Origin of the sequence: Acinetobacter bouvetii, assembly GCF_902753875.1 — a bacterium.
Taxonomy (GTDB): Bacteria; Pseudomonadota; Gammaproteobacteria; order Pseudomonadales; family Moraxellaceae; genus Acinetobacter; species Acinetobacter bouvetii_A.
Genome location: NZ_CADDTS010000024.1, coordinates 13,843 through 40,448, shown reverse-complemented (window position 1 = coordinate 40,448; position 26,606 = coordinate 13,843). Strand labels below are relative to the sequence as shown.

The 26,606-nt window shown below is 41.2% G+C and carries 25 protein-coding genes and 1 tRNA gene; 4 read left to right on the top strand and 22 right to left on the bottom strand.

What is annotated here, in order from left to right; all coding sequences use genetic code 11:
• Nucleotides 1-28: 28 nt before the first annotated feature.
• The 3 genes from purT to FB6_RS06875 all read right to left on the bottom strand — a co-directional run bounded on the left by purT (nucleotide 29) and on the right by FB6_RS06875 (nucleotide 2,722).
• Entirely contained in the window at nucleotides 29-1,234 is a 1,206-nt protein-coding gene (gene purT / locus FB6_RS06885) for a formate-dependent phosphoribosylglycinamide formyltransferase (RefSeq protein WP_174559298.1), read from the bottom strand.
• Nucleotides 1,235-1,629: 395 nt separating this feature from the next.
• Nucleotides 1,630-1,977, bottom strand: a complete 348-nt coding sequence (gene ygaH / locus FB6_RS06880) for an L-valine transporter subunit YgaH (protein WP_174559297.1) — start codon at nucleotides 1,975-1,977, stop codon at nucleotides 1,630-1,632.
• Nucleotides 1,967-2,722, bottom strand: a complete 756-nt coding sequence (locus FB6_RS06875) for an AzlC family ABC transporter permease (protein WP_174559296.1) — start codon at nucleotides 2,720-2,722, stop codon at nucleotides 1,967-1,969. The genes ygaH and FB6_RS06875 overlap by 11 nt, the downstream gene beginning before the upstream one ends.
• Nucleotides 2,723-2,826: 104 nt before the next feature.
• Here FB6_RS06875 and FB6_RS06870 point away from each other — a divergent pair, with 104 nt between their 5' ends.
• A complete protein-coding gene (locus FB6_RS06870; protein ID WP_174559295.1) occupies nucleotides 2,827-3,306 on the top strand; it encodes a hypothetical protein in 480 nt (159 codons plus the stop codon).
• 502 nt (nucleotides 3,307-3,808) lie between these two features.
• Here FB6_RS06870 and FB6_RS06865 read toward each other — a convergent pair.
• Complete coding sequence (locus FB6_RS06865; RefSeq protein ID WP_174559294.1) at nucleotides 3,809-4,510, bottom strand: Crp/Fnr family transcriptional regulator; 702 nt, start codon at nucleotides 4,508-4,510, stop codon at nucleotides 3,809-3,811.
• A 97-nt stretch (nucleotides 4,511-4,607) separates the two neighbouring features.
• Here FB6_RS06865 and FB6_RS06860 point away from each other — a divergent pair, with 97 nt between their 5' ends.
• A complete protein-coding gene (locus FB6_RS06860) occupies nucleotides 4,608-5,141 on the top strand; it encodes a DUF962 domain-containing protein (RefSeq protein WP_174559293.1) in 534 nt (177 codons plus the stop codon).
• A gap of 73 nt (nucleotides 5,142-5,214) precedes the next feature.
• Here the strand turns inward: FB6_RS06860 and FB6_RS06855 are convergent, their stop codons facing one another.
• From FB6_RS06855 to FB6_RS06815, 9 genes are all read right to left on the bottom strand, one after another.
• Nucleotides 5,215-5,487 (bottom strand): hypothetical protein, encoded by a 273-nt coding sequence (locus FB6_RS06855; RefSeq protein ID WP_174559262.1) that lies wholly within the window; start codon nucleotides 5,485-5,487, stop codon nucleotides 5,215-5,217.
• Nucleotides 5,488-5,988: 501 nt separating this feature from the next.
• On the bottom strand, nucleotides 5,989-7,080 hold the full coding sequence (gene ychF / locus FB6_RS06850) for a redox-regulated ATPase YchF (protein ID WP_174559292.1): 1,092 nt from the start codon (nucleotides 7,078-7,080) through the stop codon (nucleotides 5,989-5,991).
• 115 nt (nucleotides 7,081-7,195) lie between these two features.
• The gene (locus FB6_RS06845) at nucleotides 7,196-7,855 is read right to left on the bottom strand and encodes a methionine ABC transporter permease (protein WP_174559291.1); all 660 of its coding nucleotides are present in this window, start codon (nucleotides 7,853-7,855) and stop codon (nucleotides 7,196-7,198) included.
• On the bottom strand, nucleotides 7,836-8,906 hold the full coding sequence (locus FB6_RS06840) for a methionine ABC transporter ATP-binding protein (protein ID WP_174559290.1): 1,071 nt from the start codon (nucleotides 8,904-8,906) through the stop codon (nucleotides 7,836-7,838). Before FB6_RS06840 ends, FB6_RS06845 begins: the two co-directional genes overlap by 20 nt.
• A 10-nt stretch (nucleotides 8,907-8,916) precedes the next feature.
• A complete protein-coding gene (locus tag FB6_RS06835; protein ID WP_174559289.1) occupies nucleotides 8,917-9,753 on the bottom strand; it encodes a MetQ/NlpA family ABC transporter substrate-binding protein in 837 nt (278 codons plus the stop codon).
• 11 nt (nucleotides 9,754-9,764) lie between these two features.
• Nucleotides 9,765-10,607, bottom strand: a complete 843-nt coding sequence (locus tag FB6_RS06830) for a MetQ/NlpA family ABC transporter substrate-binding protein (RefSeq protein WP_174559288.1) — start codon at nucleotides 10,605-10,607, stop codon at nucleotides 9,765-9,767.
• Between the two features lie 29 nt (nucleotides 10,608-10,636).
• The gene (locus FB6_RS06825) at nucleotides 10,637-12,067 is read right to left on the bottom strand and encodes an LLM class flavin-dependent oxidoreductase (RefSeq protein ID WP_174559287.1); all 1,431 of its coding nucleotides are present in this window, start codon (nucleotides 12,065-12,067) and stop codon (nucleotides 10,637-10,639) included.
• Nucleotides 12,067-13,290 (bottom strand): SfnB family sulfur acquisition oxidoreductase, encoded by a 1,224-nt coding sequence (locus FB6_RS06820; RefSeq protein WP_174559286.1) that lies wholly within the window; start codon nucleotides 13,288-13,290, stop codon nucleotides 12,067-12,069. Before FB6_RS06820 ends, FB6_RS06825 begins: the two co-directional genes overlap by 1 nt.
• A gap of 10 nt (nucleotides 13,291-13,300) precedes the next feature.
• The gene (locus FB6_RS06815; protein WP_174559285.1) at nucleotides 13,301-14,503 is read right to left on the bottom strand and encodes an SfnB family sulfur acquisition oxidoreductase; all 1,203 of its coding nucleotides are present in this window, start codon (nucleotides 14,501-14,503) and stop codon (nucleotides 13,301-13,303) included.
• Between the two features lie 380 nt (nucleotides 14,504-14,883).
• Here FB6_RS06815 and FB6_RS06810 point away from each other — a divergent pair, with 380 nt between their 5' ends.
• The gene (locus tag FB6_RS06810; protein ID WP_174559284.1) at nucleotides 14,884-15,648 is read left to right on the top strand and encodes a glutathione S-transferase family protein; all 765 of its coding nucleotides are present in this window, start codon (nucleotides 14,884-14,886) and stop codon (nucleotides 15,646-15,648) included.
• 55 nt (nucleotides 15,649-15,703) lie between these two features.
• Here the strand turns inward: FB6_RS06810 and FB6_RS06805 are convergent, their stop codons facing one another.
• Nucleotides 15,704-17,032 carry a hypothetical protein gene (locus tag FB6_RS06805; RefSeq protein ID WP_174559283.1) on the bottom strand — a complete coding sequence of 443 codons (1,329 nt, stop codon included), beginning with the start codon at nucleotides 17,030-17,032 and terminating at the stop codon, nucleotides 15,704-15,706.
• 491 nt (nucleotides 17,033-17,523) lie between these two features.
• Between FB6_RS06805 and FB6_RS06800 the strand changes: the two genes are divergently transcribed.
• Nucleotides 17,524-17,994 (top strand): Lrp/AsnC family transcriptional regulator, encoded by a 471-nt coding sequence (locus FB6_RS06800; RefSeq protein WP_174559282.1) that lies wholly within the window; start codon nucleotides 17,524-17,526, stop codon nucleotides 17,992-17,994.
• Between the two features lie 153 nt (nucleotides 17,995-18,147).
• Here FB6_RS06800 and FB6_RS06795 read toward each other — a convergent pair whose 3' ends face one another.
• The 8 genes from FB6_RS06795 to FB6_RS06760 all read right to left on the bottom strand — a co-directional run bounded on the left by FB6_RS06795 (nucleotide 18,148) and on the right by FB6_RS06760 (nucleotide 26,604).
• Complete coding sequence (locus FB6_RS06795; protein WP_174559281.1) at nucleotides 18,148-18,897, bottom strand: YebC/PmpR family DNA-binding transcriptional regulator; 750 nt, start codon at nucleotides 18,895-18,897, stop codon at nucleotides 18,148-18,150.
• A 112-nt stretch (nucleotides 18,898-19,009) separates the two neighbouring features.
• Complete coding sequence (locus tag FB6_RS06790) at nucleotides 19,010-19,573, bottom strand: 1-acyl-sn-glycerol-3-phosphate acyltransferase (RefSeq protein WP_174559280.1); 564 nt, start codon at nucleotides 19,571-19,573, stop codon at nucleotides 19,010-19,012.
• A gap of 1,056 nt (nucleotides 19,574-20,629) precedes the next feature.
• Nucleotides 20,630-20,706: transfer RNA gene (locus FB6_RS06785), tRNA-Ile, on the bottom strand.
• Nucleotides 20,707-21,222: 516 nt separating this feature from the next.
• On the bottom strand, nucleotides 21,223-21,519 hold the full coding sequence (locus tag FB6_RS06780; RefSeq protein WP_174559279.1) for a hypothetical protein: 297 nt from the start codon (nucleotides 21,517-21,519) through the stop codon (nucleotides 21,223-21,225).
• A gap of 114 nt (nucleotides 21,520-21,633) precedes the next feature.
• Nucleotides 21,634-22,662 (bottom strand): fimbrial protein, encoded by a 1,029-nt coding sequence (locus FB6_RS06775; RefSeq protein WP_254592205.1) that lies wholly within the window; start codon nucleotides 22,660-22,662, stop codon nucleotides 21,634-21,636.
• Entirely contained in the window at nucleotides 22,653-25,196 is a 2,544-nt protein-coding gene (locus FB6_RS06770) for a fimbria/pilus outer membrane usher protein (protein ID WP_174559277.1), read from the bottom strand. Before FB6_RS06770 ends, FB6_RS06775 begins: the two co-directional genes overlap by 10 nt.
• A gap of 64 nt (nucleotides 25,197-25,260) precedes the next feature.
• Nucleotides 25,261-25,995, bottom strand: coding sequence for a fimbrial biogenesis chaperone (locus FB6_RS06765; protein ID WP_174559276.1), 735 nt, complete (start codon nucleotides 25,993-25,995; stop codon nucleotides 25,261-25,263).
• A gap of 72 nt (nucleotides 25,996-26,067) precedes the next feature.
• Nucleotides 26,068-26,604, bottom strand: coding sequence for a fimbrial protein (locus FB6_RS06760; RefSeq protein ID WP_174559275.1), 537 nt, complete (start codon nucleotides 26,602-26,604; stop codon nucleotides 26,068-26,070).
• Between the last annotated feature and the right edge of the window lie 2 nt (nucleotides 26,605-26,606).

The following is a 26,606-nucleotide window of genomic DNA, read 5'->3' as shown; positions in this document are numbered from 1 at the left end:
ACAGTGGTCCCTAAATAGAATAACAAGTTTAGTTTTGTTTAACACTGACTTGAGACGCAGTCTCTAGTGCAAGTTCACGTGCCTGATCGGTGGTTTCAGCCCGTGCAGTTGCAACCCCCATGCGACGGCGTTTAAAACCTTCAGGTTTACCAAACAGGCGTAAATCGGTGTTGGGATTTGCTAAAGCAAGATTTAAGCCAGAAAAAGATAAATTGCGATCATCCACGCCGGCATAGATCACTGCACTGGCTGCAATACTATGACGTGAGGTATTCACCGGCAGACCTAAAATGGCACGTGCATGCAGTTCAAATTCACTCTGGAATTGCGATGCCAGAGTAACCAGTCCCGTGTCATGCGGACGTGGGGATACTTCACTAAACCATACTTTGTCACCTTTGACAAACAGTTCCACCCCGAAAATACCGCAGCCCCCCAAAGCACTGGTGACTTTATGGGCAATGCGTTTGGATTCTTCTAAAGCAGCTGCTGTCATGGCCTGTGGTTGCCAGCTTTCAACATAGTCACCCGAGTCCTGACGGTGTCCAATCGGGTCGCAGTACTGAGTTTCAATTTCGCCCGTTTCGGCATTTTTCGCACGTACTGTAAGCAAGGTAATTTCAAAGTCGAAGTCAATTTGTGATTCCACAATCACTTTACCCTGATTGACGCGTCCACCGGTTTGCGCATAGTCCCAGGCAGCATCGACTTCTTCAAAACTTTTAACGCGGGACTGACCTTTACCTGAAGAAGACATCACCGGTTTGACAAAGTTGGGATAACCAATGTCATCACAAGCCGCACGGAAGGATTCTAATGAGTCGGCAAAACGATAGGCCGAGGTTGGTAAGCCCAATTCTTCAGCAGCCAGACGACGAATGCCTTCACGGTTCATGGTCAGGTTCACGGCTTTTGCAGAAGGAATGACAGTGGCAATATTTTGTTGTTCGATTTCGACCAGCACTTGAGTCGCAATGGCTTCAATTTCAGGAACAATCAGATGAGGCTGGATTTTTTGAATGAGTTGTTTGAGTTCTTCGGCATCTGCCATGTTTAAAGTATAAGAATAATGGGCAACTTGCATCGCAGGAGCATGATCATAACGGTCAGCAGCGTGAACTTCGACACCAAGACGTTGTAAAGAAATCACCACTTCTTTACCTAATTCTCCCGAACCTAACAATAAAACTTTAAAAGCAGAAGATTGAAGGGGAGTACCAATGGTCACGCTCATATGAATCGTCCTTGCTAAAGTGGGCTTTTAGCATAGCAGAACTACTCCTGCTGTTCAGACTTGATTCACATAAAATAATGATATTGTCCAACAATTTTATTTATAAGGTTGTTGGAAAAATCTCCCTAAATCCCTCTTTGTAAAAGAGGGACTTCCAGTCACTAGCGTTCTATAGTTTAATTTAAGCAAATTTGGGATACACGGGTGTGGCATGGATGCCACACGTTACCCATACACAACAAGGATATAACTGCTATTTGACACTGACACGTCGATAACTATAAATCCACTTTTTTAAATACATCTATATGATTTTAAAAGTGGATTTAACTATCTTCTCAAAAATAAAAGTCCTTAGCAAAACTATGAATCATAAGTGGATTTCCAGTAGATCTTTAAAAGGAAAACGGTATATAGGTATAAACTAGACCATAGGCCAAAGCTGCGGTTAAAGTCGCCGGCACAATCTTTTTGAACTTAAAATACAGTCCGGCTAAGGTCAGGAAACCCACCAGCATGGCAAAGCTTTTATTTGGGCTTTCCATCAAGGGCGGAAGGGTCGCTACCACCAGCATGGAACTGATTGCAGCAATACCAATACTGCCTAATGCAATTTTGATCCACACTGCGCCACGCTTTTGTGAATGTTGCCGGCTTTTTTGCATCACATAAAAAGGGCCAAAACGGGAGACAAAATTGGCAATTCCGACGATGATGCCCACCAAAATAATTTCAAGATTCATGGGCATCTCCCAATGCACCATCATGCTGTTTTAAAACATAGTGCTTAAACAAGCCGGCCAAAATCCCCGATAAAATGCCGATGAAAATGGCCGCAGATAAATTAATGAAATAGCAGGCAATGGCGGAAACAATTAAACAGACCGTCACGATAAAGGTGTGTTTCTTTTCAAATGCAGCCAGCAAGAAGCTGAGGAACAAGGCCGGCAGTAAGAAATCCAGTGCCGCCTGTAAAAACTGCGGTAAGGCACTGACCTGATCGGCAAACAGACCACCTAAAAAGGAACCTAGCGCCCAAGACATCCAGCTAAATAGGCTTAAACCTAGCATCCAGGATTCTGACCATTCCTGACGCCGCTGTGACAGTTTAATCATCCCGGAGGCAAAAACTTCGTCGGTGAGACCCCATGCCCAAACGGCAGTTTTCTTTAAATTCAGCTTGTCCTGAATCAGGTTTTGTAGGGCTGGGCCATAAAGCACGTGCCGAATATCTAAAGCAATCACGGTGAGTGCGGTCATCCAGATGGATGTGCCACTGCCCAGTAAGGCCACCACTAAAAACTGGCTCGCGCCTGCATACATGGAGCAGGATAAGAACAGAGCTTCCCAAGAGCTAAAGCCGAACTGACTGGCTGAAACCCCAAAAGCAAACGAAACAGGAAGATATGTAAAAATAATGGCCTGGCTGTCTTTCGCGCCTTGCCAAAAGCCAGCAGCTTGGACTGGAGGGATTTTGTGCTCAGACACGACACACCTTTGCGGGAGAGTTGAACAACGGGTCAAATGATGATTGAGTATTGTACGCGAATTCACTAGCATAGTGCCGAATTGTTTGTCTAGGCGAGCCGGATATGTTGATGTTAAAGACACGTGGGATGCTGATTGTTTCTTTATTATGCAGTAGTGTTTTACTACAGGCTTGTGGAAATGAGGGCAGTGAAATGGAAAAAGTTAAAATTAAACCTGCACCTAAGTTGACTAATGATGCAACGACCTATGCCAATGAAGCCTGGAAATTCATTAATCAGGTGGATGGTCTGGTCTATGCGAAAAAACTGGATGTGCTCGAAGAGCAGGTGCGTAAACCGGCCCGCAAGCTCAGTACCGATTGGCGTATTAATGTCAAAATGACCGATTCCGTGACCGAAGGTAAATACGCATTGTGTCGTAAAGCTTTGACCAGTCTGGAAATCTGGGCACGTGAAACCATGGATCAATCCAGTTCCGTAGCGCAGAAACAGGCTGATTACGAACGCGATAAACAGCAATGTAAAGGTGCGATTGAGCATCCACAGCTGGGCAATACAGATCCGAAAAAAGTCGGGGTTTAAATACCCAATGAACGAGGCGAAAGCCTCGTTTTTTTATGCCCCAAGTTTTAAAGGCTTTTTATTGCATTTATAGTTTTAAAAGATGAATAAGAGAATAAAACTATAACTTGATAAATATATGGAATTATCACCAATTGATAAATTGTGTATAATAATAGGTGTTGAGATCATCATTATTTTGAATGAATTCTAAGTTTGTTTAACTTGAAAAATCGTTAGGAGTAAAAAAGATGTTTAATAAAGTGTTTTTATCAATAAGTATGGCTGTTATTTTGAGTACTTTAAGTAGCGCAGCAACTGCAGCAGATGAAGTGGCACCCTGCACCAATGGCTTTGACGATGTCAACGTGTGTCAATTGCGTTCATAAGCACGATGTATAAAATATACGAATAATCAGACAAGTACTTTCACTTGTCATGGTTAGCCGTAGAACACCTTATATTGCAATGATATAAGTCTCTGAATCAGCAAATCTTTTAATTATTTTATTGATTGTTTTATCTAAATATTGGGAAAAGCATGTGCAATCCGATGCAATTCCGGCACATCCAAAATTTCAATTTTTTTAAAAGACAGCCGCAAAATATTCTGCTTTTCCAAAGCTTGTAGTTCCTGATTGACCGTTTGTCTGGAACAGGTGAGCATCTGCGCCAATTGTTCTTGGGATAAATGAATCACATTGTTGTCTATCATCAAATGATTGCCATAGCCATTCAAAATAAACATCAGGCGTTGTGCTAAACGCTGGCTGATGCTTTGCGTTTGAATGGAAATTAGTTCCAGAAAAGCAAAACGTAACTTTTGACTGGTTAATTGTGCAATGTGATACCAAAACACCGGATGCTGTTGCAGCAGATTTTGTATCGCAGCACTGGGAATATGCAAGATCAGACTTTTTTGAGTGGCAACCGCATCGTGGGAGCGGGGCTGGGCATCGACCAGTGATATTTCGCCAAACCACATAATCGGTTCAACAATGGCAGCAACAGATTCCTTACCTTCTATATCAATATAACCAAGACGTACCGCACCATCTAGAACCGCATAAATGCCATTAAAGGAATCCCCTGTATGGAAAATGGGCTGTTCCTTGTCAAAATTTTGCTGCACGGCATGGCGGATGATAAATTGTTTAAATGTCGGTGCTAATTGTGAAAACCATACATTTTGCTCTAAATGATCAATATAAATAGGTTTGAGCACTTTAATTCCTTTTTTAAGCCCAGTTGTCGGCTAGTTGACAACTCGTTACCGTATTTTTTTATATAGTGAAAAGATGAGTCTAACAAGGAAGACGGTGATGACCAAATTAGAACAGCTGCTTAGTCAGTATGCAGCATACCATCTGGATCAGAAAAATATTTTTACCCATTTTATTGGCATTCCCTTAATTGTATTTTCAATTATCTGCCTGACCGCCCGTGCCGGTGTGAGTATTTCGGGTGTGGAGCTGACTCTGGCTTTAGTGTTGCTGCTGGCCAGTTGTATTTATTACCTGAGTTTGGATCGCATTTTTGGGCTGATCATGTTAGTCATCTACGCGATTGCTTATCCTTTTGCTTACGAGATTGCGCAGTTGGATACCACGTTCTGGTTAAGCTTGAGTATTGGTATTTTTGTGGTGGGTTGGGTGTTTCAGTTTGTGGGACATTTTTACGAAAAGAAAAAACCGGCTTTTATGGATGATGTGATTGGCCTGGCGATTGGGCCATTATTTGTACTGGCTGAAATGGTTTTTATGCTTGGGTTCAGAAAAGATCTTGAACAACGTATGCTTGAAGCAGCACGCAAGCAACGTGCGGCGATGGATGCCAAGACCGCGCATGTGACCTAATCATATGCTTTAAATAAAAAAGCCAGTGTGTAAAGCACTGGCTTTTTTATAGACCGTTATAAAGGCTTGAATATTAAGGTTTAGGTGCTGGTTTTTCAGGGGCCTTATTTTCATGCATCATATTGCCTTGAGGTACAGCTTTTTTGTCCTCTTTCATCATTTTATGTTCTGCTTTTTTCTCATGATTTGCTTTATGATGTTTTGTCGTATGAGCAGCAACACATTTACCACCTTTATGATTTGGACCTGTACCACCGGTCATAGTCATGCCTTTGGGGCAAGCGAATGCAGTTGCACTAAGCATAGTGAAGACAGCTGCAGTAAGGATTGTGCTGAGTTTTTTCATTGCTATTATTCTTTGGAAACAGGCATCAGTACCTGTAAATAAATTAGGCAAATTTGATTGGGAGTTAAGTTGTAGCATGGTTGTTAAAAAGCAACCGCTTATAGGGGAATTGTGGTGATATTTTTAGTTTTAAGCAGAAATTAAGCTAAAGTTATATCAAATGGACTCATAAAAAATCATTAAATGGTGTTTTTATAAAATAGCCTAAGCCATTAGATGTAATAAGGTCGCTAAGCTTCATTTATAGCTTATGTATCGTATATTTCATTAAGCATCATAGTTTGTTCTCTGGTTAGGAAAATTAGCATAGGGATCAGTTTTGCTCATATCCAGTCTTTGCCTGTTTATTGATTCAATAAATAGTGACATTAAAAGAGGGGGGAAGGATATAAGTCTATCTTTAGACTTCTGCCACTTACCTGATCTACTTAAAAAGCACTGAGATTAAAAATCTAAAGTAATAAAAAAGCCAGCAGAGAGCTGGCTTTTTCGCTGTCAGATTTAGACGTTAAAACGGAAGTGCAGCACGTCACCGTCCTGAACCACGTAAGTCTTGCCTTCTAAACGCCATTTACCAGCTTCTTTCGCGCCAGCTTCGCCGTTGTATTGTACGAAGTCATCATAAGCAATACATTCAGCACGGATAAAGCCTTTTTCGAAGTCAGTATGAATCACACCCGCAGCTTGAGGCGCCGTTGCACCCACTTTTACTGTCCAGGCACGTACTTCCTGCACACCTGCAGTGAAATAAGTTTGTAGGCCAAGCAAGCTGTAACCGGCACGAATCACGATGTTCAAACCTGGTTCTTCCATGCCTAAAGCTTCTAAAAATTCAGCGCGGTCTTCATCTTCAAGCAATGAAATTTCAGCTTCAATCTGGTTACACAGTGGAACTACAATCGCATTTTCTTCAGCTGCCAGTTTTTTCACAGCGTCTAGATGCGGGTTGTTTTCAAAACCATCTTCAGCGACATTGGCAATGTACATGGTTGGTTTTAAAGTCATTAAACCAAAGCCACGAACCAGTTTACGTTCATCATCGTCTAGGTCGGCTGCACGGGCAGGTTTACCTTCATCTAACAAAGGCAAGATTTTATCTAAAACCGCTTTGGTCGCAATCGCTTCTTTGTCGCCGCCTTTTGCAGATTTGGCCAAACGAGTCACGGCTTTAGTGACAGTTTCCAAGTCAGCCAGTGCAAGTTCTGTATTGATAGTCGCGATATCATCCAACGGATCAATTTTGCCATTTACGTGAATTACGTTTTCATCTTCAAAACAACGAACCACATGTGCAATGGCATCCGTTTCACGGATATTGGCCAGGAACTGGTTACCCAAACCTTCACCTTTAGATGCACCGGCAACCAGACCGGCAATATCCACGAATTCCATGGTGGTTGGAATCACACGTTGCGGTTTAACAATGGCAGTCAATTTGTCCAGGCGTTGATCGGGAACCGGTACGATACCTGTGTTAGGTTCAATGGTACAGAACGGGAAGTTTTCAGCAGCAATAGCAGCTTTAGTTAAAGCATTGAAAAGTGTAGATTTACCAACGTTCGGCAAGCCGACAATACCGCAATTAAAACCCATGAAATCACTCACACAGTGTTATATATAAAAATTGCAGACGATTTTACATGAAAGCCATGACAAAGTCAGGTCATGGCTGGCTGGTTTGTTGAAAACTCCTGAAAATGGGCGCTTATTAAATTTTGCGTTTATCCAGCTGGTTCGAGAGGGTATCACCCGCGGCTTGTACCAGCATCACCAAAATGACCAGTACCACAATCACGGCAAGCATGATTTGCATGTCAAAACGCTGATAGCCATAACGATAGGCGATATCACCCAAACCACCTGCACCAATGGCGCCGGCAATCGCTGATGAGTTGATCATGGTCACTAAGGTCACGGTAAAACCCGCCACAATGCCGGGAAGTGCTTCAGGAAGCAGCACATGCCAAATGATTTGCTTGCGGTTACAGCCAATTGCTTGGGCAGCTTCAATCAGGCCTTGATCCACTTCACGTAAACTGACTTCTGCAATACGGGCAAAAAATGGAGTAGCTGCTAAAGTCAGCGGAACCACTGCCGCCCATACGCCATAACTGGTACCGACAATCCAGCGGGTTAATGGAATCAACGCCACCATTAAAATCAGGAAAGGTACAGAACGGGTAATGTTGACCACCCAGCCCAACGCATGATTGATGCTTTTAGAGGGATAGATGCCATGTTCGGAGGTACTGACCAAAATCACGGCCATCGGTAAGCCAATCAGCAAGGCAAACAGGGCCGATACACCCACCATCAATAAGGTGTCTGTGGTTCCGGTCAGTAATAAATCAATGAGCTGGTCGTGCATAGCCGAGTACCTCAATCTGCGCAATGTGCTGTTTTAGTTTTTGTTGCAGGGTTTCAATTTCAATATCCAGCTTGGGCACAGCCACAACCCATGTGCCAATTAAATGATTTTGAATGCTGTCGATATGACTTTGATACAGATGCACCGATGGCTCGAACTGATCAAGAATCACTTTTAAATCTGGAGAATGCTGTAGCGATGATTCATAACGAATTTTAAAAATACTATGCGTATCTTCAGCATGTGGCGTGTCGTGTAGCGCAAAAGGTAAATCCATTTGTTCCAGATTTAACAGCTCTTGGGTGATTTGCTGCTGCGGCTGAGAAAATACCGACCAGACTTCACCCGACTCGACAATTTCACCCCCCTCAATCACCACGACCTGATCGCAAATTTCACGAATCACCTGCATTTCATGGGTAATCAATACAATGGTGATGCCCAGTTTCTGGTTAATTTCCTTAAGTAATGACAGGACGACAGAGGTACTTTCAGGATCTAAAGCAGAAGTGGCTTCATCACAGAGTAAAATTTCCGGATGATGCACCAGCGCACGGGCAATGCCGACTCGCTGCTTTTGACCACCAGATAGCTGGGAAGGATAGCGGTCTGCCTTGTCCGTTAAACCCACTAGATCCAGCACTTCCTGTACCCGGGCTTGAATCTGCTCTTTAGGAAAGTTCGAAACTTTTAAGGGCAGCGCCACATTTTCATACACGGTTTTGGCGGACATGAGATTGAAGTGCTGGAAAATCATGCCGATACGCTGGCGTAACTGAATCAGTTCTGCATGATTTAAGCTGGCCAGATCCTGTTGATGGATATGGATATGTCCATCACTAATGCTTTCCAGACCATTGAGCGTGCGGAGCAGTGAGGATTTTCCTGCACCACTTTTGCCGATAATGCCAAAGATTTTACCCTCGGGAATATCCAGCTGGATATTCTTGAGCGCATGCACTTGCTTACCTTGTACCTGATAAAATTTATTTAAATTTCTGATTTTGATGTGTGGAACTTTGAAGTCCACTTGTGATCCAAAACTCACCATAGTAATGCTCCTATTTCCAACCTTCAAACCACATGCCTTGGCCAAAGTCATGATTTAAAATTTCTTTTACTTTGGCAGAGCTTTGAAATGCTTGAACAAAGGTGGCAAGCTTGTGGTCCCGATCTTGGTAGTCTTTACGTGTCACAAATAAAATGGCGTATTTTTTATTCACCGGGTCAATAAACAGGGCTGAATTGGGATCCGCGACTTTTGCCATTTTCAAATAATGCGGAAAACCCATAATCAAGTCCGCTTCGTTATAAGCATGTGCAGTTTGAGGTCCTTCCACTTCAATTAACTTTAGTTGTTTCGGGTTGCTGGTAATGTCCTGCAATGTGGTTAATTCATTGTTAACATCTTTGACCTGAAGCAAACCTGCCCGCGCTAAAAGGGTTAAGCCACGCGACAAATTCACGGGATCATTGGGCACCACGACTTTGGCCTGATTGGGAATCTGATCGAGTGACTGATATTTTTTAGAATATAAGCCGACATGACTGCCTGAACCTTTGGCAAAAGCATGCAGTTCATAGCCTGTTTCACGTACAGCATTGGCCAGGAAGACACTTTGCTGAAAGAAGTTGGCATCAATGTCTCCGTTTTGAACGGCAACATTCGGTGCTTGCCAGTCTGAAAATTCAATCAGTTCGACGTTGATGCCTTGTGCTTTGACATCTTCAGCGAGACTTCTTAAAAGCTCTGCATAGGGCGGGCTAATGCCAATTTTTAAGGTGTCATTGTGTTTGGTACTATTGACCCAACGATAGCCACCAAGCCCAATGACAAGACTCAGGACAATTGTGCTAATCACCCAAAATTTTGTATTGTTTTTCACTGCATTCGACATGTGCTTAGTCCTTATTTCCAGCCCGGGAACCAGAGTTTGGCACCAAAGTCGGCATCCAGCGCCTGTTTGACTTTCGGCGAGTTTTGGTAAATATCGACAAATTTTCTCAGTTTGCCATTACTGTCCTGATAGTCATCACGCACCGCAAATAAAATCGCGAAACGCTTGTCGGTATTCGAGTCAAATAGCAGCGCGCTTTCAGGATCGGCAGTTTTTGCCATACGTAAATAATGTGGATAGCCAAAAGCCAGATCGGCATCATCAATGGCACGGGCTGTCTGCGGGCCTTCTACTTCAATGAACTGCAGCTTTTTCGGGTTTTCAGCAATATCATTCAAACCCGACAGGAAGTTGTCCGGCTGCTTTAAGGTGATGAGTTTAGCTTGCTGTAATAACTGTAATGCACGGCCTTGGTTCACAGGGTCATTTGGCACCACGACTTTGGCATTGTCCTGCAATTCATCAAAACTTTTCACTTTTTTAGAATACAGGCCGACATGCGTTGCAGCGCCGACATCAAAGGCTTTAATTTTAAAATCGGTTTCCTTTTTGGCATTGTCTAAAAAAGGCTGATGCTGGAAAAAGTTGGCATCAATATCACCGTGGTTCAGGGTAATATTCGGGGTATTCCAGTCGGAAAATTCCACCAGTTTCACGTTTAAGCCCTGTTGCTTGGCTTCATCTGCGGCCACCTGCAAGGGCTTGGCAAAGGATGGACTAATGCCAATCACCAGTTCATTGGAAGCGGCTTTTTTCTGCTGATTCCAGACCACCAATCCAATAATGACGGCGGCAACAATCACCCCGATAATGGTAAATTTAGTTTTAGCTGTTTGTGCCGAGTTTTGTGCCATGCTGCACCTCTAATATTAAATTAATTCGTTTATGCGGTTTGCTTATGCTGAGCTGTTTGCTTTTGTTGCGTGCCTTGAGGTTGTGTGCTTGGACATCGGAACTGCTGTACCGGATGATCTGCAGAGAGTCGGTCACCTTGCTGGAATAACTTGTGGCGTAAGCTGCCCGACTCATAGGCGGTTTTATAACGACCACGTTGCTGTAATTCAGGAATGACCAGACGGATAAAATCTTGATGTGACTCCGGTGCCACGGTACGGGTCAGGTTGAAACCATCCACACCCGTGTCATCTAAGAGTTGAATCAGCTTTTCCGCCACAGTTGCACCACTGCCCACGATCAGGGGATAACGTCCACCCAAGACATGCTGTGCTTTCAGGTCAGCGCGGGTGATCTGCTGCTCTTTAAACCTGTTGTTGACGGAAGCAATGCTGTTGGTCTTTTGGTAGGGAATGGCTTCATCATCGGCAAACTTGGAAAGATCAATCCCGACGGAACTGGAAAAATGTGCCAAGCCCGCTTCGGGACTGGCATAGCGAATATATTCCGCCAGTTTTTCCTGTGCCAATTCATCCGTTTCTGCTGTGACCACACTAATGCCGACAAAAAGCTTGATCGCATTCGGATCACGGCCTTGCTCAGCGCTTAAGGCACGAATCTTATCTACTTGCTGTTTCAGTTTTTCAGGCGTATCTGCACCAATAAACATGGCTTCTGCATGCTGGGTGGCAAAACTTAAGCCTTTAGCTGAAGCTCCAGCCTGATACAGCACCGGCGTGCGCTGAATAGAAGGGGAAACCTGAAACACGCCCTGGCTTTTAAAGAACTTGCCTTGATGATGGATGGCATGAACTTTTTCAGGATCGCTAAACACGCGGTTCAGTTTGTCTTTCTGCACAGCATCATCTTCCCAGGAACCTTCCCAGAACTTGTAGCAAAGCTGCAAAAATTCTTCCGCCTGTTCATAGCGCAGGTCGTGATCTTTTAAACCTTTTTGTCCAATCAAACGCTCGGCACTGTCCAGATAACCGGTAACGATGTTCCAGCCAATGCGCCCTTGGGTCAGATGATCCAGACTGGCAAAGCGGCGGGCAAACTGATAAGGCGATTCATAGCTTAAGTTGACCGTGACGCCAAAACCCAAATGCTGAGTCACGGCTGCCATCGCGGAAACCAGCGTGCTTGGATCATGACTAGGTAGCTGAATCGATTCTTTTAAAGTCAGGTCGATATTGTTTTGATAGACATCATAGACCCCGGTGATATCGGCAATAAATAAGCCATCAAACAAGCCTTGCTCTAAAGTTCTGGCCAGATCGGTCCAGTAACTCAGCTCGTTAAAACGGTGCGATTCATCCCGCGGATGGGTCCATAAGCCATGGTTGATATGACCCACGCAGTTCATATCAAAAGCATTCAGCAGGATTTTTTTAGCAGCAGTAGGAGATGAAATTGTCATTACAATGTCCCTCTACGTGGTGGCAATACTCCATTTAATAAATAGTTGGCAATAAAGAAATATTTCCAGCGTGAAGCGTCATGCAGGGTGTGCACGCGGGCATTACGCCAAAAGCGGTCTAGACCATCATCACGTTGACTGCCACGGCTTCCCGCCAGTTCAATCAGTTTGGAGGAGGCTTTTAGTGCCGTGTCTGTGCTGTGGGCACGTGCTTTGGCCACATCTAACGATGCTTTGGCGACATTTTCTGCGGTCGGAGCAGGCTTGGCGGCATCAATGGAACGTGCGGCCTGTTTTAGTAAAACTTCAGAAGCCCGCACATCAGCGATAATTCGACCCAGTTCGAGTTTCGTGAGTGGATCATCGGTCGCCTGATCTACACCGGAGTCAATCCATGGTCGGGCTTGGCGTACACGAATCAAGGTTTCTTCAAAGGCTACCCGTGCAATGCCGGTTTCAATTGCGGCATGCATTAATTGAGCAAAAGGACCTGAGATGGTCGGTTGAGTATAGGCAAGATCAAACGGAATGAGATCTCCCTCCAAGACTTGCACATGATTGAATTTAACCGTACCGCTACCGGTAGTGCGCTGTCCAAAACCCGACCAGTCATCAACCAGTTCCAGACCTTGACTGTCACGTGGAATAAAAGCCAAAAATTCACGTCCATTGGCATCTTTTACCAGTGTAGGAATACGATGGGCAAACAGACTGCCGGTGCAGTAAAATTTCTCGCCATTGACCTCATAACCCTGTGCGGTCTGGTGAATGGCGGTCTGTTTTTGCGCTGCGGTCTTGGTTTTAAATTCCGCCAAGGCGTTACCAAAACGTGCACCTTTCAGTACTTCAGCATAGAGTTTCTTTTTTTGTTGTTCTGTACCGTTATTGCGTAAGATTTCCAGCCCGTAAAAATGGTTTTGTGGAATCTGACCAATCGAACCATCGGCGCCACTCATCAGGGCGATCACTTGTGCCACGGTATAGCTTGAAACCTCAGCACCGCCATATTGCTTGGGCACGGTGATGGCCCAAAGACCAGACTGGCTATACGCTTCAATTTCCTCAAAGGGTAAAATGCGCTCAGCATCACGCTGTACAGCATGTTGTTTAAATTGTTCAGCCAGATTTTTTGCAATTTCCAGCGCTTCAGCATCTGACTGGATGATGTGTGCATGCGCCAATTCTTTAGCGTGGATCGGAGCAATATGTTGAAATGAAGTCATAAGTTTCTCCTTAAATCCACGCGTGGCGAGCAGGTAAAGTGTGATTGAGGTAATAATCCCCCAAAGCATGCAGCTTCCAGCGCACAGGGTCATGCAGGGTATGCACACGGGCATTGCGCCAGTGTTGATCTAAATTATGGATACTTAAACTGGAGCGGCTACCACCTAGCTCTAAAAGTTTCTCGGAAATCTGTAGGGCTGCATCGTTGGCGTAAATCTTGGCTTCAGCGACTAAAATCGAGGCTTTGGCGGCTTGCTCAGCGGTCACGGTAGCCAGTTGATCCAGCTCATCCAGATATTCCGCCGCTTCATCCAGCAGTAAAATAGCAGCATCTAACAAGACTGCAGATTTACCCACTTCTTGCAGGGTGTAATGTTCAAAACTGGCTTTTTCCACTTGTGCATCCACAATCGGACGAGCCTTGTGTACAGCAGTTACAGTATCGGCAAAGGCCGCTTCGGCAATGCCGACATCAATGGCCACTTGTAGTAATTGTGAATAGGCACCGCGATAATTCGGCTGACTGGAAAGTAGGCGTTCATCGAAAATCAGTAAGGGATCGACTTCTACATGCTTTAATTTCACTGTGCCGCTAGATGTGGTGCGCTGACCAAAACCGTTCCAGTTATCAATCACCTGAACGCCTTCGGCTTGAGCATCAATGATGGTCAAGACCACATGACCTTCGGGATGAATGGCTTTAATCGCGAGCCAATGGGCAAAACTGCTGCCGGTGGAATAGAATTTCTCGCCATCCACAAAATAGCGGCCATTTTGAAATGTTAATGTGGTGGCAAGAGTTTTGCTATCTTTGGTATTGCGTTCCGGCCCGCCATTGACCAGACGTTTGCCTTGTAAAATTTCTTGATAGATAAACTGTTTTTGTTGCTCCGTGCCCATAATTTGAATCATATTCAACAAGGCAATCTGATTCTGTGGAATTTGTCCTACGCTGGAATCAGCTTTATTTAGAATACGAAACACTTGCGCCAATGTTTTATTGGAAACAAAAGCACCGCCAAACTGTTTGGGAATACGAATTCCGCCTAAACCTTTATTGCTGAATAAATTAATTTCAGCAAAAGGCAGTAAACGTTGCTGATCACGTTCATCTCGACCTTCCAAAGCAAAATCTGCTACATGATAAGCAGCATGAATAGCTTCAAGATCGTTTTCTATAACATGAACATTTTCGGAAATTAAACGAGACATAATGACACCTTAAATCGATATCAAAACGCTACAAGTAATCGGGCATGATATTAAGCAATTGCTTTTGCAAAGCTTATGAAAAATCTTATTTAAGATAAAAAATGCTAGATTTTTATTTATTTTGAATATATTAAGTGTTTAAAAAACAACACTATTTAATTTTTTTTAATATGTCTTTTGAAAGCTATAATAGTTTATATCTGCTTTGTAGATAACCAAGACAAAAAAATGTATAAAAATAAGCAAGCTAGGATTGGCTAGGACAAGGAGACATTTAGTATAAAATGTTCATTGTATTTCTGGGACAGGGTGACTAAAGTATCCGGCTGAAGTTGATGGTTTTGGCCTAGTAGAACTAAAAAAATAAGCACGGAGATTTTATGCGAATTTTATACCAGTTTCCTTTATCTCATTTTTGTGAAAAAGCGCGCTGGTTACTCGATCATAAAGAATTGGATTATGTTGCACATAATCTGATTCCTGGTTTACATCGTGCATTTGCCCAATTAAAAACAGGCCAAAATCGTTTACCTATTTTACGAGATCAAGATCGCTGGATTGCGGATTCTACAGAAATTGCCTTGTATTTAGATGATATATATCCTGAGCATTCACTTTTGCGCGCTGATCCGAATCAGCGAAAATTGGCTTTAGAAATCAATGATCTTGCTACTGAGTTGGGACGACACGTGCGTCGTTGGGGGCTTTCACATGCCTTGTCGGAAAATGAAGAGTCTTTAGATATTTTAATTGGTGAAAAGGGCTATTTACGTCAATTTGAAAAATATTCCAAGCCAATTATCAAAACGCTATTATCCAAAGGTTATCAGTTGAATGCAGAGAAAATTGCTGAATCGAAACAGCAAATGGACAGCATCATCCAGAATTTAAATGAGAGATTGATTGAAAATCAAGGGCGTTATTTTGTCGGCGAACGTCTTGGCCTGGCCGATATTGCGGTCTGTTCAATGTTAGCGCCAATTCTGGAAATTCCCGGTACACCGTGGGAAAAGGAACATGGTGAAACCCTGTCTGATGAATTTCGGCAATATAAAGAGCACTTAATGGCATTACCTTTGGGGCAATATGTACTGCGCATTTATCAGACTGAGCGGAATGCCCGGGTGGATTGGCGCGGTGTTTAAATCTAGTTCATAAAAATACGCGCCATAAAGCGCGTATTTTTTTAGCTTAAATGAATTAGCCAAATACAACAGGTTGATCAAGCTCTAAACTTGGTGTTGATGTAGCTGAAGTGCTTACATCGTAACTGGTTAAGCTGCTACCAGCTGTTTGCTGTAGTGAACCTGTAAGACCTGGAATAATGCTAGTTAAATCAATATCACCTGTATTGCCATTAGCTTGGAACAATTCAGACAGATTGGAAATCGGCATAGGTGTATTACCAAGCAATTGTCCAAGACCATCTTTAATACCATCTAGATTAATGTCACCACCTAATTGACCCAATAGACCATTTAAATCTGGCAATTCAGTATTTCCCAGTAAACCATCTAATTGACCATTCGTATCAATCATTGCAATGACTGGTTTAAGTGCATCAATGACATTATTTAAACTGCCGGAGATATTGCTCAAGTCAGGATTATTAACAGTGTCGATAATCACTTTCACGCTATTTAAGACGTCATAAACAGCATTTACTGTCTCTGTTTGATTAGCATCAATTGCACCGCTGTTGGCCAATAGTTTAAATAATGGGTTGATCCCCTGAATAGCACCGGAAATGGTTTCAGGAATATTCCCTTCATTGGCTTTTGTGAACGTTGCAATCAGTGTCGTTACACTACCAACCACAGCAGGCAAAGCTTGTGACAGCTGTGCCATGTCTACAGTTGAACCATCTTTGTTTACTGCTGCCAATAGTGGCATTAAGTTTGCTGTGAGGTCATGGGAAACTTGACCATAATCAGCTTCGCCCGTTCCTAAACTGCCAGCCACTTTAATGAGTGGTGCTGCAATTTCGAGCACCTGTGAAAGTGTTGAAACGACTTTAGAAATATCTGATGATGAATTGCTAGAAGCAAGTGTATCTAGCAACGGTTTTAGATTGGTCATGACCGAAGACAGGCTATCTGGAACTGAACCGGATGAATTGACCGATGCCATTAGACTCTGAATACTCTTGACGACGACAGGCAATGATTGCATAAGCTGTGTAGTGTCGATTGCAGAACCCTGACCATTTAATGATGTAAGGAGCGGTTGCAATGTTTTCATGAGGGTACTAATAGTATCAGCATTGATTGCAGAAGAAGAACCGTTGCTGCTAAGTCCTTGAATGACCGTTATGATTTTAGGTAAAGAACTGGTCAGTGCACTCAAATTTACAGAAGAACTTTGAGTAGAGCTAGTGAGATTAGCTAAAAGCCCTGTTAATGCTCCAGTAATTTTATCATTATTGATTAAACTGCTCAGCGTTGGTGTGGTAACTAAACTACTGTTTAAAGTACTTGTAGATAAAACCGAGCTGAGTTTAGGTAATAAGCTTATAGATTTAATAGCCATTGTTATTCCTTTATTGTTTTATGCAGCTGTAAATATTTTTCAGCTGATCGTTTTTATTCTATTTTTATACGAATGTAAAATAACAATATGCGACATATCTCATTTGATTGGTCACTATAAGACTTTAAAAAAAATAAGCATTATTTATCAGGTAATTATTATTGCTCATAAAGATCAAATTTCTGATTAATGGTAAAGTCTTTCGGGGATGCTATTGCAGCTAATATTACATAAGTTTTTTCTAAAATATTGCAATATGATGGAATAAAAGTGCATGCAATAAGATAATTATAGGAAAATTTATAGAAATTTTTTTAAATATAAAAATACTTTATCTAGTAGAATTACAGAAAAATAATCTGGAAAGACAGGAAAATTGGATGGCGCCTGATTATCATCTAATTTTGATCCAAACAGGTTAGAAACGTGGCATGTAGCGAACTAGATGTAAGGGCTATTTTTAACCGATAAAACTGAAATGGAGGGGGAAGATGGAACTTGACCGTTTTGATAAGCAGATACTTGAAATTTTAACGCATGAAGATTTGAACCTGAATGAATTGTCAGAACGCATCAATCTTTCCGTGAGTTCTGTTCATCGCAGGATCAAGCATTTAATTGATGCAGGGATTATTTCGGGCCTGAAACGGGAACTGAATTATCAAAAGCTGGGTTTTAGCCTGCACGTGCTTTTACAGGTTTCGTTAAGTAAACATGATACTGATACCTTCGCCAAATTTTTAGAAGAGCTGGAAAGTATTCCCGAAGTCATTAATGCCTTTTTAGTGACCGGGCAATCTGCCGATTTTATTGTCGAAGTGGTTGCCAAAGACATGGAAAACTATAGTGATGTGTTGTTAAAACGCATTGGTAAAATTGAGCATGTGGTGGCATTGCATTCGAGTTTTGTGATCAAGGAATATAATGTCTTTAACTGCACTGGTTTGCTGAGTAAAGCCTGAGGCTGCATTTTTTTGTGAATGATTTTCTAGGTTTAAGGCTATATTGAATTTAAATAGAAGTTGTAGTTTTAAAGTGCTGAATAAATGGCTGAGATGTACGATATATCAAGCAAAAAAACGCGCCTTATAGCGCGTTTTTATGCAGTAAAAGAATCAGTCATCTAATTGAGCTAATACTTCTTCTGTGAATTCAACGTTGGTATAAACGTTTTGAACGTCATCTAGATCTTCAAACATATCAATCATTTTTACGATTTTTTTCGCTTGATCAACATCTGAAATCAATGCTTTGGTTGAAGGGTTCATTACTACTTCAGCATTATCAGATTTTAAGCCTGCTGCTGTTAACGCATCCTGAACTTCACCAAATGTTTCAGGTGTAGTGATGACTAAAATTTCATCTTCATCTACTTCGATGTCTTCTGCACCAGCTTCTAAAGCGATGTCCATGATTTTGTCTTCTAAAGAAACATCTTCAAAAGTAATTTCACCGCGCTTAGTAAACATATAAGCAACAGAACCGGCAGTACCCAGGTTACCGTCAGTTTTAGAGAAGCAGTGACGAACATCAGGCACAGTACGGTTTAAGTTGTCTGTCATTGTTTCAACAATCACAGCAACGCCGCCTACGCCATAACCTTCATAAGTGACTTCTTTTAAGTCAGCATTATCTTCACCGCCAACACCGCGCTGAATTGCACGGTTAATGGTATCACGTGTCATATTTGCGACTAATGCTTTTTCAACGACAGCACGTAAACGTGGGTTAGACGCAACATCACCACCGCCTAAACGGGCAGCTGTAACAATTTCACGAATGAATTTTGTGAATACTTTAGCGCGGCTCGCATCTTGTTTTGCTTTACGATGCTTAGTATTAGCCCACTTGGAATGACCCGCCATGCGAAATATGCTCCTTGTAGATTGGCCTTATGCCTATCAGATTGTGCAAATTCTACCATAAGCCCTTTTTTCTTAGAAAGGGCTAGACTTTGAGTTTTTAAACAATTAGAAGCTAGTTTTTAGGTTCAGGGATCACGATATCCAGTCCAACTTTTTCTTTGTAGAGCTGTTTTAATAAAGCCAAGTCATGATCTAGCTCTGTTGGATAGATCTTGCCGAAAATACCGCCTTGCTTGGTTTTAGAATTTGCATACATTAAAACAATGGGTACGCCGGCAGCTTTGGCAATATGCCAGAAACCTGTACGGATGGGCTTGCGCGCTTCACCGCGAGGGGCACGGGTGGCTTCCGGCGCAATGACCAGATTGAATTTTTCATTGCTTTCAAAATGCTCAACCATTTGAGTCACGATATCTTTATTGGCTTTTCGGTCAACGGGAATACCGCCAATGGCTTCAAGTACAGGTTTAAATGGGCCTTTAAACAATTCCTTTTTAATCAGGGTGTGAATTTTTATATCATAAATCTGGAAGAGAGCCAGAGATAGCACCGCATCCATCATCGAGGTGTGTTCAAATCCAACAATGACTTGCTTGTTTTCAAGTACGTCAGGTTCAACATGATAGTTCCAGCCTGCAAGCTTAAATGCAGATTCACCGATAAATTTTTTTAACATGGAGAGGTAGGGTATTTGAGATTACGAAAGTGGGCTAATTTGTGCTTGTTATTAGCTATAGTCAAGAGTAGATATTAAAAGTGAACAAATAAATTCAGGATAAATAATTTTTCAAAATACTGATATTAATTGTTTTTATGTATAAGTTTGTCTTCATAAAGATACATAATGTATTAATTGATACAAAATAAGACTTAATTGTGACTGTTCAGATTAAAAAATACCTATTAGACTTTTGTCGAAGATAAAAGCATTTAAACCCTTGGTTTTTACTTTACTCAAGTTTAATGAGGATTGAACAGAATGATGTATTTCTCGACTTTTCTATTAGCATTTGGTTTGTTTATGCTTGTTGTTGTATGGTCTTTAATCGAAATTCGTCTAGAAGAGCATAAAGAACGTAGCCTTTAGTTTGGATAGACAGTCAAAACTAAATAATTTTGATAAAATTTTTATGGGTTTGATTCTTAATTGAGATCAAAAATTAAAAAAATAATACTTTTAAAGTATAAAATATTCGCCTTTTTACATGATTTGAATTTTAATAAATCTATTCATTACAGCTTTAATTTTGATGCTTTATGTTATTAAAGGTCATCATATCTTTGATCCAATGATATGAGAAAAAACACAATCGTTGTACCCTTAATATTTAAAAACAAGAGTGAATTTCCAATCGTAGCTAGTCTGAATGATGAAAAATCAAAAGTCAGATAGACGCAAATCTAATGAGCAATCATAAAAACATAATCGTTGGCGCTACCTAATACATAGTAGTTTATCAGTAATACGACAGTGATCAAATTTGAAGTAGCTGAGATGATGGACATGGTGATTTGTATGGATTGCTTTATAGACAGCAGTGCTACAGAGAAGCTATCTATGAAGTTTCATATAAGTTCTTATAACAGTTATTTTTTATACCAGTTCCAACAATTGACTGTAAAAAGCTTAATAATGATTAAAAGTTTTATGTTTTAAACTATCAAAGTTAACTTTGTAAATCTAAAAATAAAAAAGCACTTAAGATGGTCGCTCTTAAGTGCTTGATATATTTGGTGGGCCCAGACAGACTTGAACTGTCGACCAACGGATTATGAGTCCGCTGCTCTAACCAACTGAGCTATAGGCCCTTATAAGCTGAATTTGTTATATATCAACAAGTTCAAGCGAGGCAATACTAACGAAGATTTTTTCAAAAAACAAGAGTTTTTCAGCTTAGTTGCACAGTAACACAACAATTTCAGGCACATTTAAAAATTCCAATTTTTAATATTGCTTTTCTGTATGTACTTCATAGTTATTTTTCTATTTTAATTTTTTGAGAAAAAATCATGTAAAGTTATTTGAATTATCATAAAAATATGGTAATAAATAGTGGTGATCTTTTTTTGATCACAAATGTATTTCGGGATGAAATATTTAAAAAGTTAATTTGAAAAATAAACAGACATGGAGTTTAGGAAATGTTTCAATTACTTATGAAATTGTTTTGTGTACATGTTTATGAATATGAACATATGGAAGAAATTGGGGAACATTATAAAGAATGTAGGAAGTGTGGAGCTAACAAATAGTTTTAAGCCCGTTATGTTAATTATAAAAAAGTGAGCATAATGCTCACTTTTTTAATTCAAGAAATAAAAGAATTAATAATAGTTAATCACTAAAATTTTATGTGATTGATCTTTCATATTTTCCACTTTAATGGCCGCTATGTCATTTTTGTTATTTTTTAAAAAAGGCGGTTCATTGTCTAAACTAGACATTTCTTTGATATGGGATATTGCAGCTTGGATATTGTTACAGTCTTTATGGTTTGAATTTTCTGTACAACTGAACTCTGCGATATGACCCTGAAAATCAATATTTTCAGCATGGCTGACTGAAATCTGACAAAATGCTACAAGCGCAAATGAATAAATTATAGATTTAATTAACTTCATCTCGTTTCCCCTAATAGAGATGCTCTACAGTTAAATAAATACTCTTCTATATTATTGAAATCAAGTTTTTTTAGAGTTTATATAAGAATTAATTATAAGTGTGACTTTTATCAATTAATCATAGTTAATTGTGATGGTTGCCATGGCTTTTACGGTTCCTGCTGAAATATTGGCATTAGATTGATAATAGCGTGCTTTCATTGGCAGATTATATTGACGAGTTTGGTTGGAATTTACATTGCCGATATTCAATTTTTCACCTTTGCTAATCACTTTGTTTTGATCACTCATTAACAGCTGAACTCCAACACCATTGGCTTTTGCATTAGTGGCCGTATTGGCCAAGACATTGTCGGTGTTTGTCTCTGCGGGATAATCAAAGCTGAGTCCAATTTTACTTTCCACATTGACGCCCGTATTGTTACTGCCACCATTACACAAAATACCAATATCAAAGGTTGTTTCGCCTTGGGTACTGCCAACACCATTAAAGTCAGATTTTTTGACCGTGGGTAAGGTAATGGTTTTATTGATGTTGCCTTGAATTTCACAAGAAGAAGAGGCAATGGTAATGGCATTGCCATAAACGGTACTGGTTAATAGCGGCTTGTTTTCAAAACCAGAAACATAATAGCTGCTATATAGACCAGGAACCAGATTGCCAGAACCTGAATTATTTAAGGTCTTAATAATTTCTACTACAAAATAGCCTTGCCCTAAGCCATATTGAGTTAAAGGGGTGAGGTTTTTTTGATAAGGGTAGTAGCCTGAGAAATTTTCACTATCTTCTGCTTCCCGATATAAACGAATACCAATACCGGGGATATTGGTATTATAAATATTTTGTCCTAAAGGGCTTAAAGAATAGCCTTGTTTAAGATCGGCATAAATCTTGTCGGAATATGAGGTACAACGAATTCTTGAATTATTCGGCACAATAGGGAAGGTGGCTTTACGTAAGATGGTGCCCACCGCATCCGACGGTTTGACGACGACACGCCCGACGGCCATATTCACATCAACAGAAGTCAGACTTGCCCAGCCTAGAGTGGTATCCATACATGATGCCGCGCTGTGCTGCGATATGCCAAATCCCAAGCTAAAAAACAGTATGCTACTGAAAAAACTGTAATTTACTGGCATATCGCCTCCATCATTAAAATATGTTGATCTTTAGGCAGGTTGGATAGGTCATATTGAATATGACATTGCTGATCTTCTGCTTCGCCCCATTTAATCTGGATACGATCACTTAGAACATTGCTACGTAAATAGACCAGACTACCTTGAGCGACCATTCCTATATTTTGTCCCTGGCTGTCATAAACATCCGATGCAAAAGGCAGCGCAGTACCATTGGTCTGAGTGCTTTGAATATAAATAGCTTTACCAGATTTGGTGGCAAAATTAACCTGTGCAATCGCACCGGCAAATGGCGCAATACGCTGGCTGCTTTCTTCCAGTTCGACATTTGCAGACATATTTTGCGGATCTAGACTAATATCATTCAAGCGATAGGGAGTGACATAGGGCACAACGGCATAGCCTGCTTTATTGATATTGAGTCCTACGCCATTATTGACTTTGGCCCCTCTAGCATCAGGTGCATAAACCAAAACCATGGTTTGTCCCTGATCTGGCCCGAATAAAAAGCCTTTTTTATGCGCCACAATATTACCGCGAGCATTCAACATGATTTGTTCAAAAGTATTTGAATAACTATAAGCCCCACCCAAGCTAATGGCATCAGTACGATATTGAGCATTGATATTTAAGCTCGGAGCCTGACCAAATTCACCCGATGCAGTTGCACCATAGCTCAAACGTTCATTGAAAGTACCGTTGAGACCTAAGGTCTGGTTATTTTTAGTGCTCATGGAAGTGATATTGATGGCATGTTTTTTAAAGCTGAGTGGTATGGAAAGACTCAGCATATATTCAGTGTCATCATGGTTCTGTTTGCTGATGCCGTTTTCGACCTGTTTTTTTATTGCAGAAATAGAGTAGCTGAGTTGTCCCCAGTTGTTGCTGTAGCCTAATTGATACTGGCGTGTGGTTTCATTGCGATTCCAGTAATCTACTAATGAACCCAATGCATAAATATTTCCCCAGCCCAGAGGCAAGCCCTGATTTAGGGTAATCTGGAATTCGCTACGCTGTTTACCTATAGATTCGGCGCTAATACTTTTTTCATCTAGTTCCTGAGAGATAAGTGCTTCACGTAATTTAAAGAAATTTTCTGTTGAATAACGATAAGCTGCCAAGGTGAAATTGGTATCTGTAGAACTAATGAGTTTGCTGTAACTGATGCGGTAACTCTGACCCGAAGCACTTGGTCTATGGTCAAAATGCATATTGGACTGGGTGACATCCAAAGCAACTGCACCAATAGGAGTGGCAAAAGCACTTCCCAGGCTCACCGCTGAATAACGCTCTGTGGCTTGAATACCGCCATAAGCTGTCAGGTAATTGTTTAAACCGCGTTGATATTTTGCTTGCACAATCCAGGGATTCGAATTCAGGTCTTGATCACGAAATTGTCCTGCAGTCAGGGAATAACGACTTAATCCGGGACGAAGCATTTGCACAACCGAAGAATAAGGTACGGAAAAACGCTGAATCTCGCCATTCGCCTCAATAACCGAAACTTCAAGCTCACCCCCAAACCCGGTGGGATAGAGATCATTAATTTCAAAATTACCGGCTGCAACACTGGTTTGATAAATTAATTGCCCCTGCTGACGTATTTCAACTTTTGCATTGGATTTGGCATTGCCTCGAATCCGAGGAGCATAGCCAATCATGCTATTCGGAAGCATGCGGTCATCACTGGTGAAATCGATGCCTCGGTAACCGAATGAATCGAAAATTTCACCATCCGTAAAGTGATCGCCTAAGGTCAGGACGCCACGATATTGGGGAAAGGCGCGTTGTAGATAACTATTAATCACTTCATAGCTGGATGACTGAGCCTGATTTTCCGTTTGTTCCTGCCATTGCCATTGACCGTTGTGACGCAATTGCCAGCCCCATAAATTGGCTCCGGCATTGATCGAAGTAAATGCATTTGTACGTTGTTGATGATCTTGAAATTTATCGATAGTAGTATAGACACTGGCATTATAGGATAAAAATCCTGCGTTAATTCCACGATCCCAGACACTCGGGTCAACATAACCTTGTGCATTTTTTTCAATGGCCACTTGAGGGATGGAAATATCCAGGCGCAGTTTGGATGTATCAAATTCATAGCTGGCCTGATCGATCCATTGTTCGATACTAAGGCAGCTTGGCGAATTCAAGTCTGAATTTTTATGTTGCAGCAATTCCTGTTTTACACCAAATTCCAGCAATTTCGGCGCAGTAAAGCAGGTATAGGCATTTTCTTTATTGTTACTCGATGTGAAAATGAGATGGCGTTTGCCAAACCAGTTGCCATTAACATAAATATCAACACTGTATTCGCCCGCCAGAATAGGATTTCCATATTTAAAGCGGTCAATATCAATTTTTTTCGCATCGCCAATCAAGAAAGTCGAGTCAAATTCGGCCTCTTGAGTGCTGACCAAGATATCTTCTAAAGCATGGGTAGAAATTGGAACGGTGAAAGTCAGTACACCATAGGCGACAAAGCAACGAATAGTCTGCCAATTGAGGATATGGTGTGGTCTATACATAATTCCTGCCTGTAAATGCAGTAGTGCTGTAAATGCAGTGATATTCTGCTTATTTATAAATGCTTTATAACGGTTTAATCGAATATTCTATACGACCGCCAAAGTCATTGATGGTGGTAAAAGTCATTTTTTGAGAATTTGCTGTTTTTAAAATGATTTTTTCACTGCTAAAAGGTTTTAGCATCAGTCCTTCAGGGAGTACATCAATACGCTGTGTGCCTTGTTGCTGTAACACTGAGGTTAATGTGATGTGAAAAGGGGTTGGGTTCTTGACCTCAATGCTATTGTCCTGAATTTTCCATTGCAATTTTTCAGGCGCTTGTTCAACATTTTCTTTAATTCCGCTTGGGCGATAAAAGAATTTAATGCGTGAACGAATAGCCAATTGTAAAAAGTTATCAGAATCTTCTGCTTTTTGATTTTTGCTTGTCGGTTTGGGTGGAATGTCTAAAACATTTAACCAGTACAATGTTTCCTGAGTTTGACTTAACTGCGCCGCCTTGGGTAAGGCTGTAATTCTGAGTGATTGTCCTTTATTCGGGTCAACACGAGAAATTGGCGGGGTAATCATAAATGGGACTTTGCTTTGATCTGGGGTGCTTTGTGCATCGCCATTATCAATCCAGGCTTGAACCAATGATGGTTTTTCCCCGCTGTTGCTGACTTGTAAAGTGATTTCTCGGGCATCTGAAGGGTAAATAACACGTGTGCCATGAATGACAATTTCAGCATGGGCAGCGCTAAGCGGCAGTACCGCAGCGATAACGCATTTTTTCCAAAAAGATAGTTGATTAATCATTTAAGTTATCCAGTGAAAAACAAAAAAGAGTTAAGTTGAATATTCAACTTAACTCGTAGATTGAACCAGTACTTATTGGTAAATGATTGTATATTGAACAGAAGTTGTCACTTTACCCGCACTAGCAGTACCAGTAGCATAGTATTCGCTATAGTAGTTCAAGTCTGCACTGCCACCTTTGGCAACGTCAACCCATTGAGAGTTTGCTTGAGCACCGTTTGCACCAGTTGTTGCAGTAATTGGAAGAAATTGGTTATTTGCACCCAATAATTGAATTTGTACGTTTTGAGCACCAGCTGCATCCTGATTTTTTAAACGGCCAGAGTTAACATCAACTGTTGCACCAGGTTCGAAGTAAGTTGCAACTTTACCTTCAGAACAGTTTGCTAGTTTGATGGTAAATGGCGTGCGACCAGCCACTTGACCGGGATTTGCCAATGTTTGTTTTGAAACTGTAGGCAAATTTACAGTAAAGTCTTTACCCCCATTATTGACAATATTACAAGTCTTATCTGTAATCAGGCCATTGATGGTAATTGTGCCATCGGCAGCGTTTGCGTGAGCGATAGCAAGTACAGGAAGAGCAGCGATTAATGCAAATTTTTTCATGG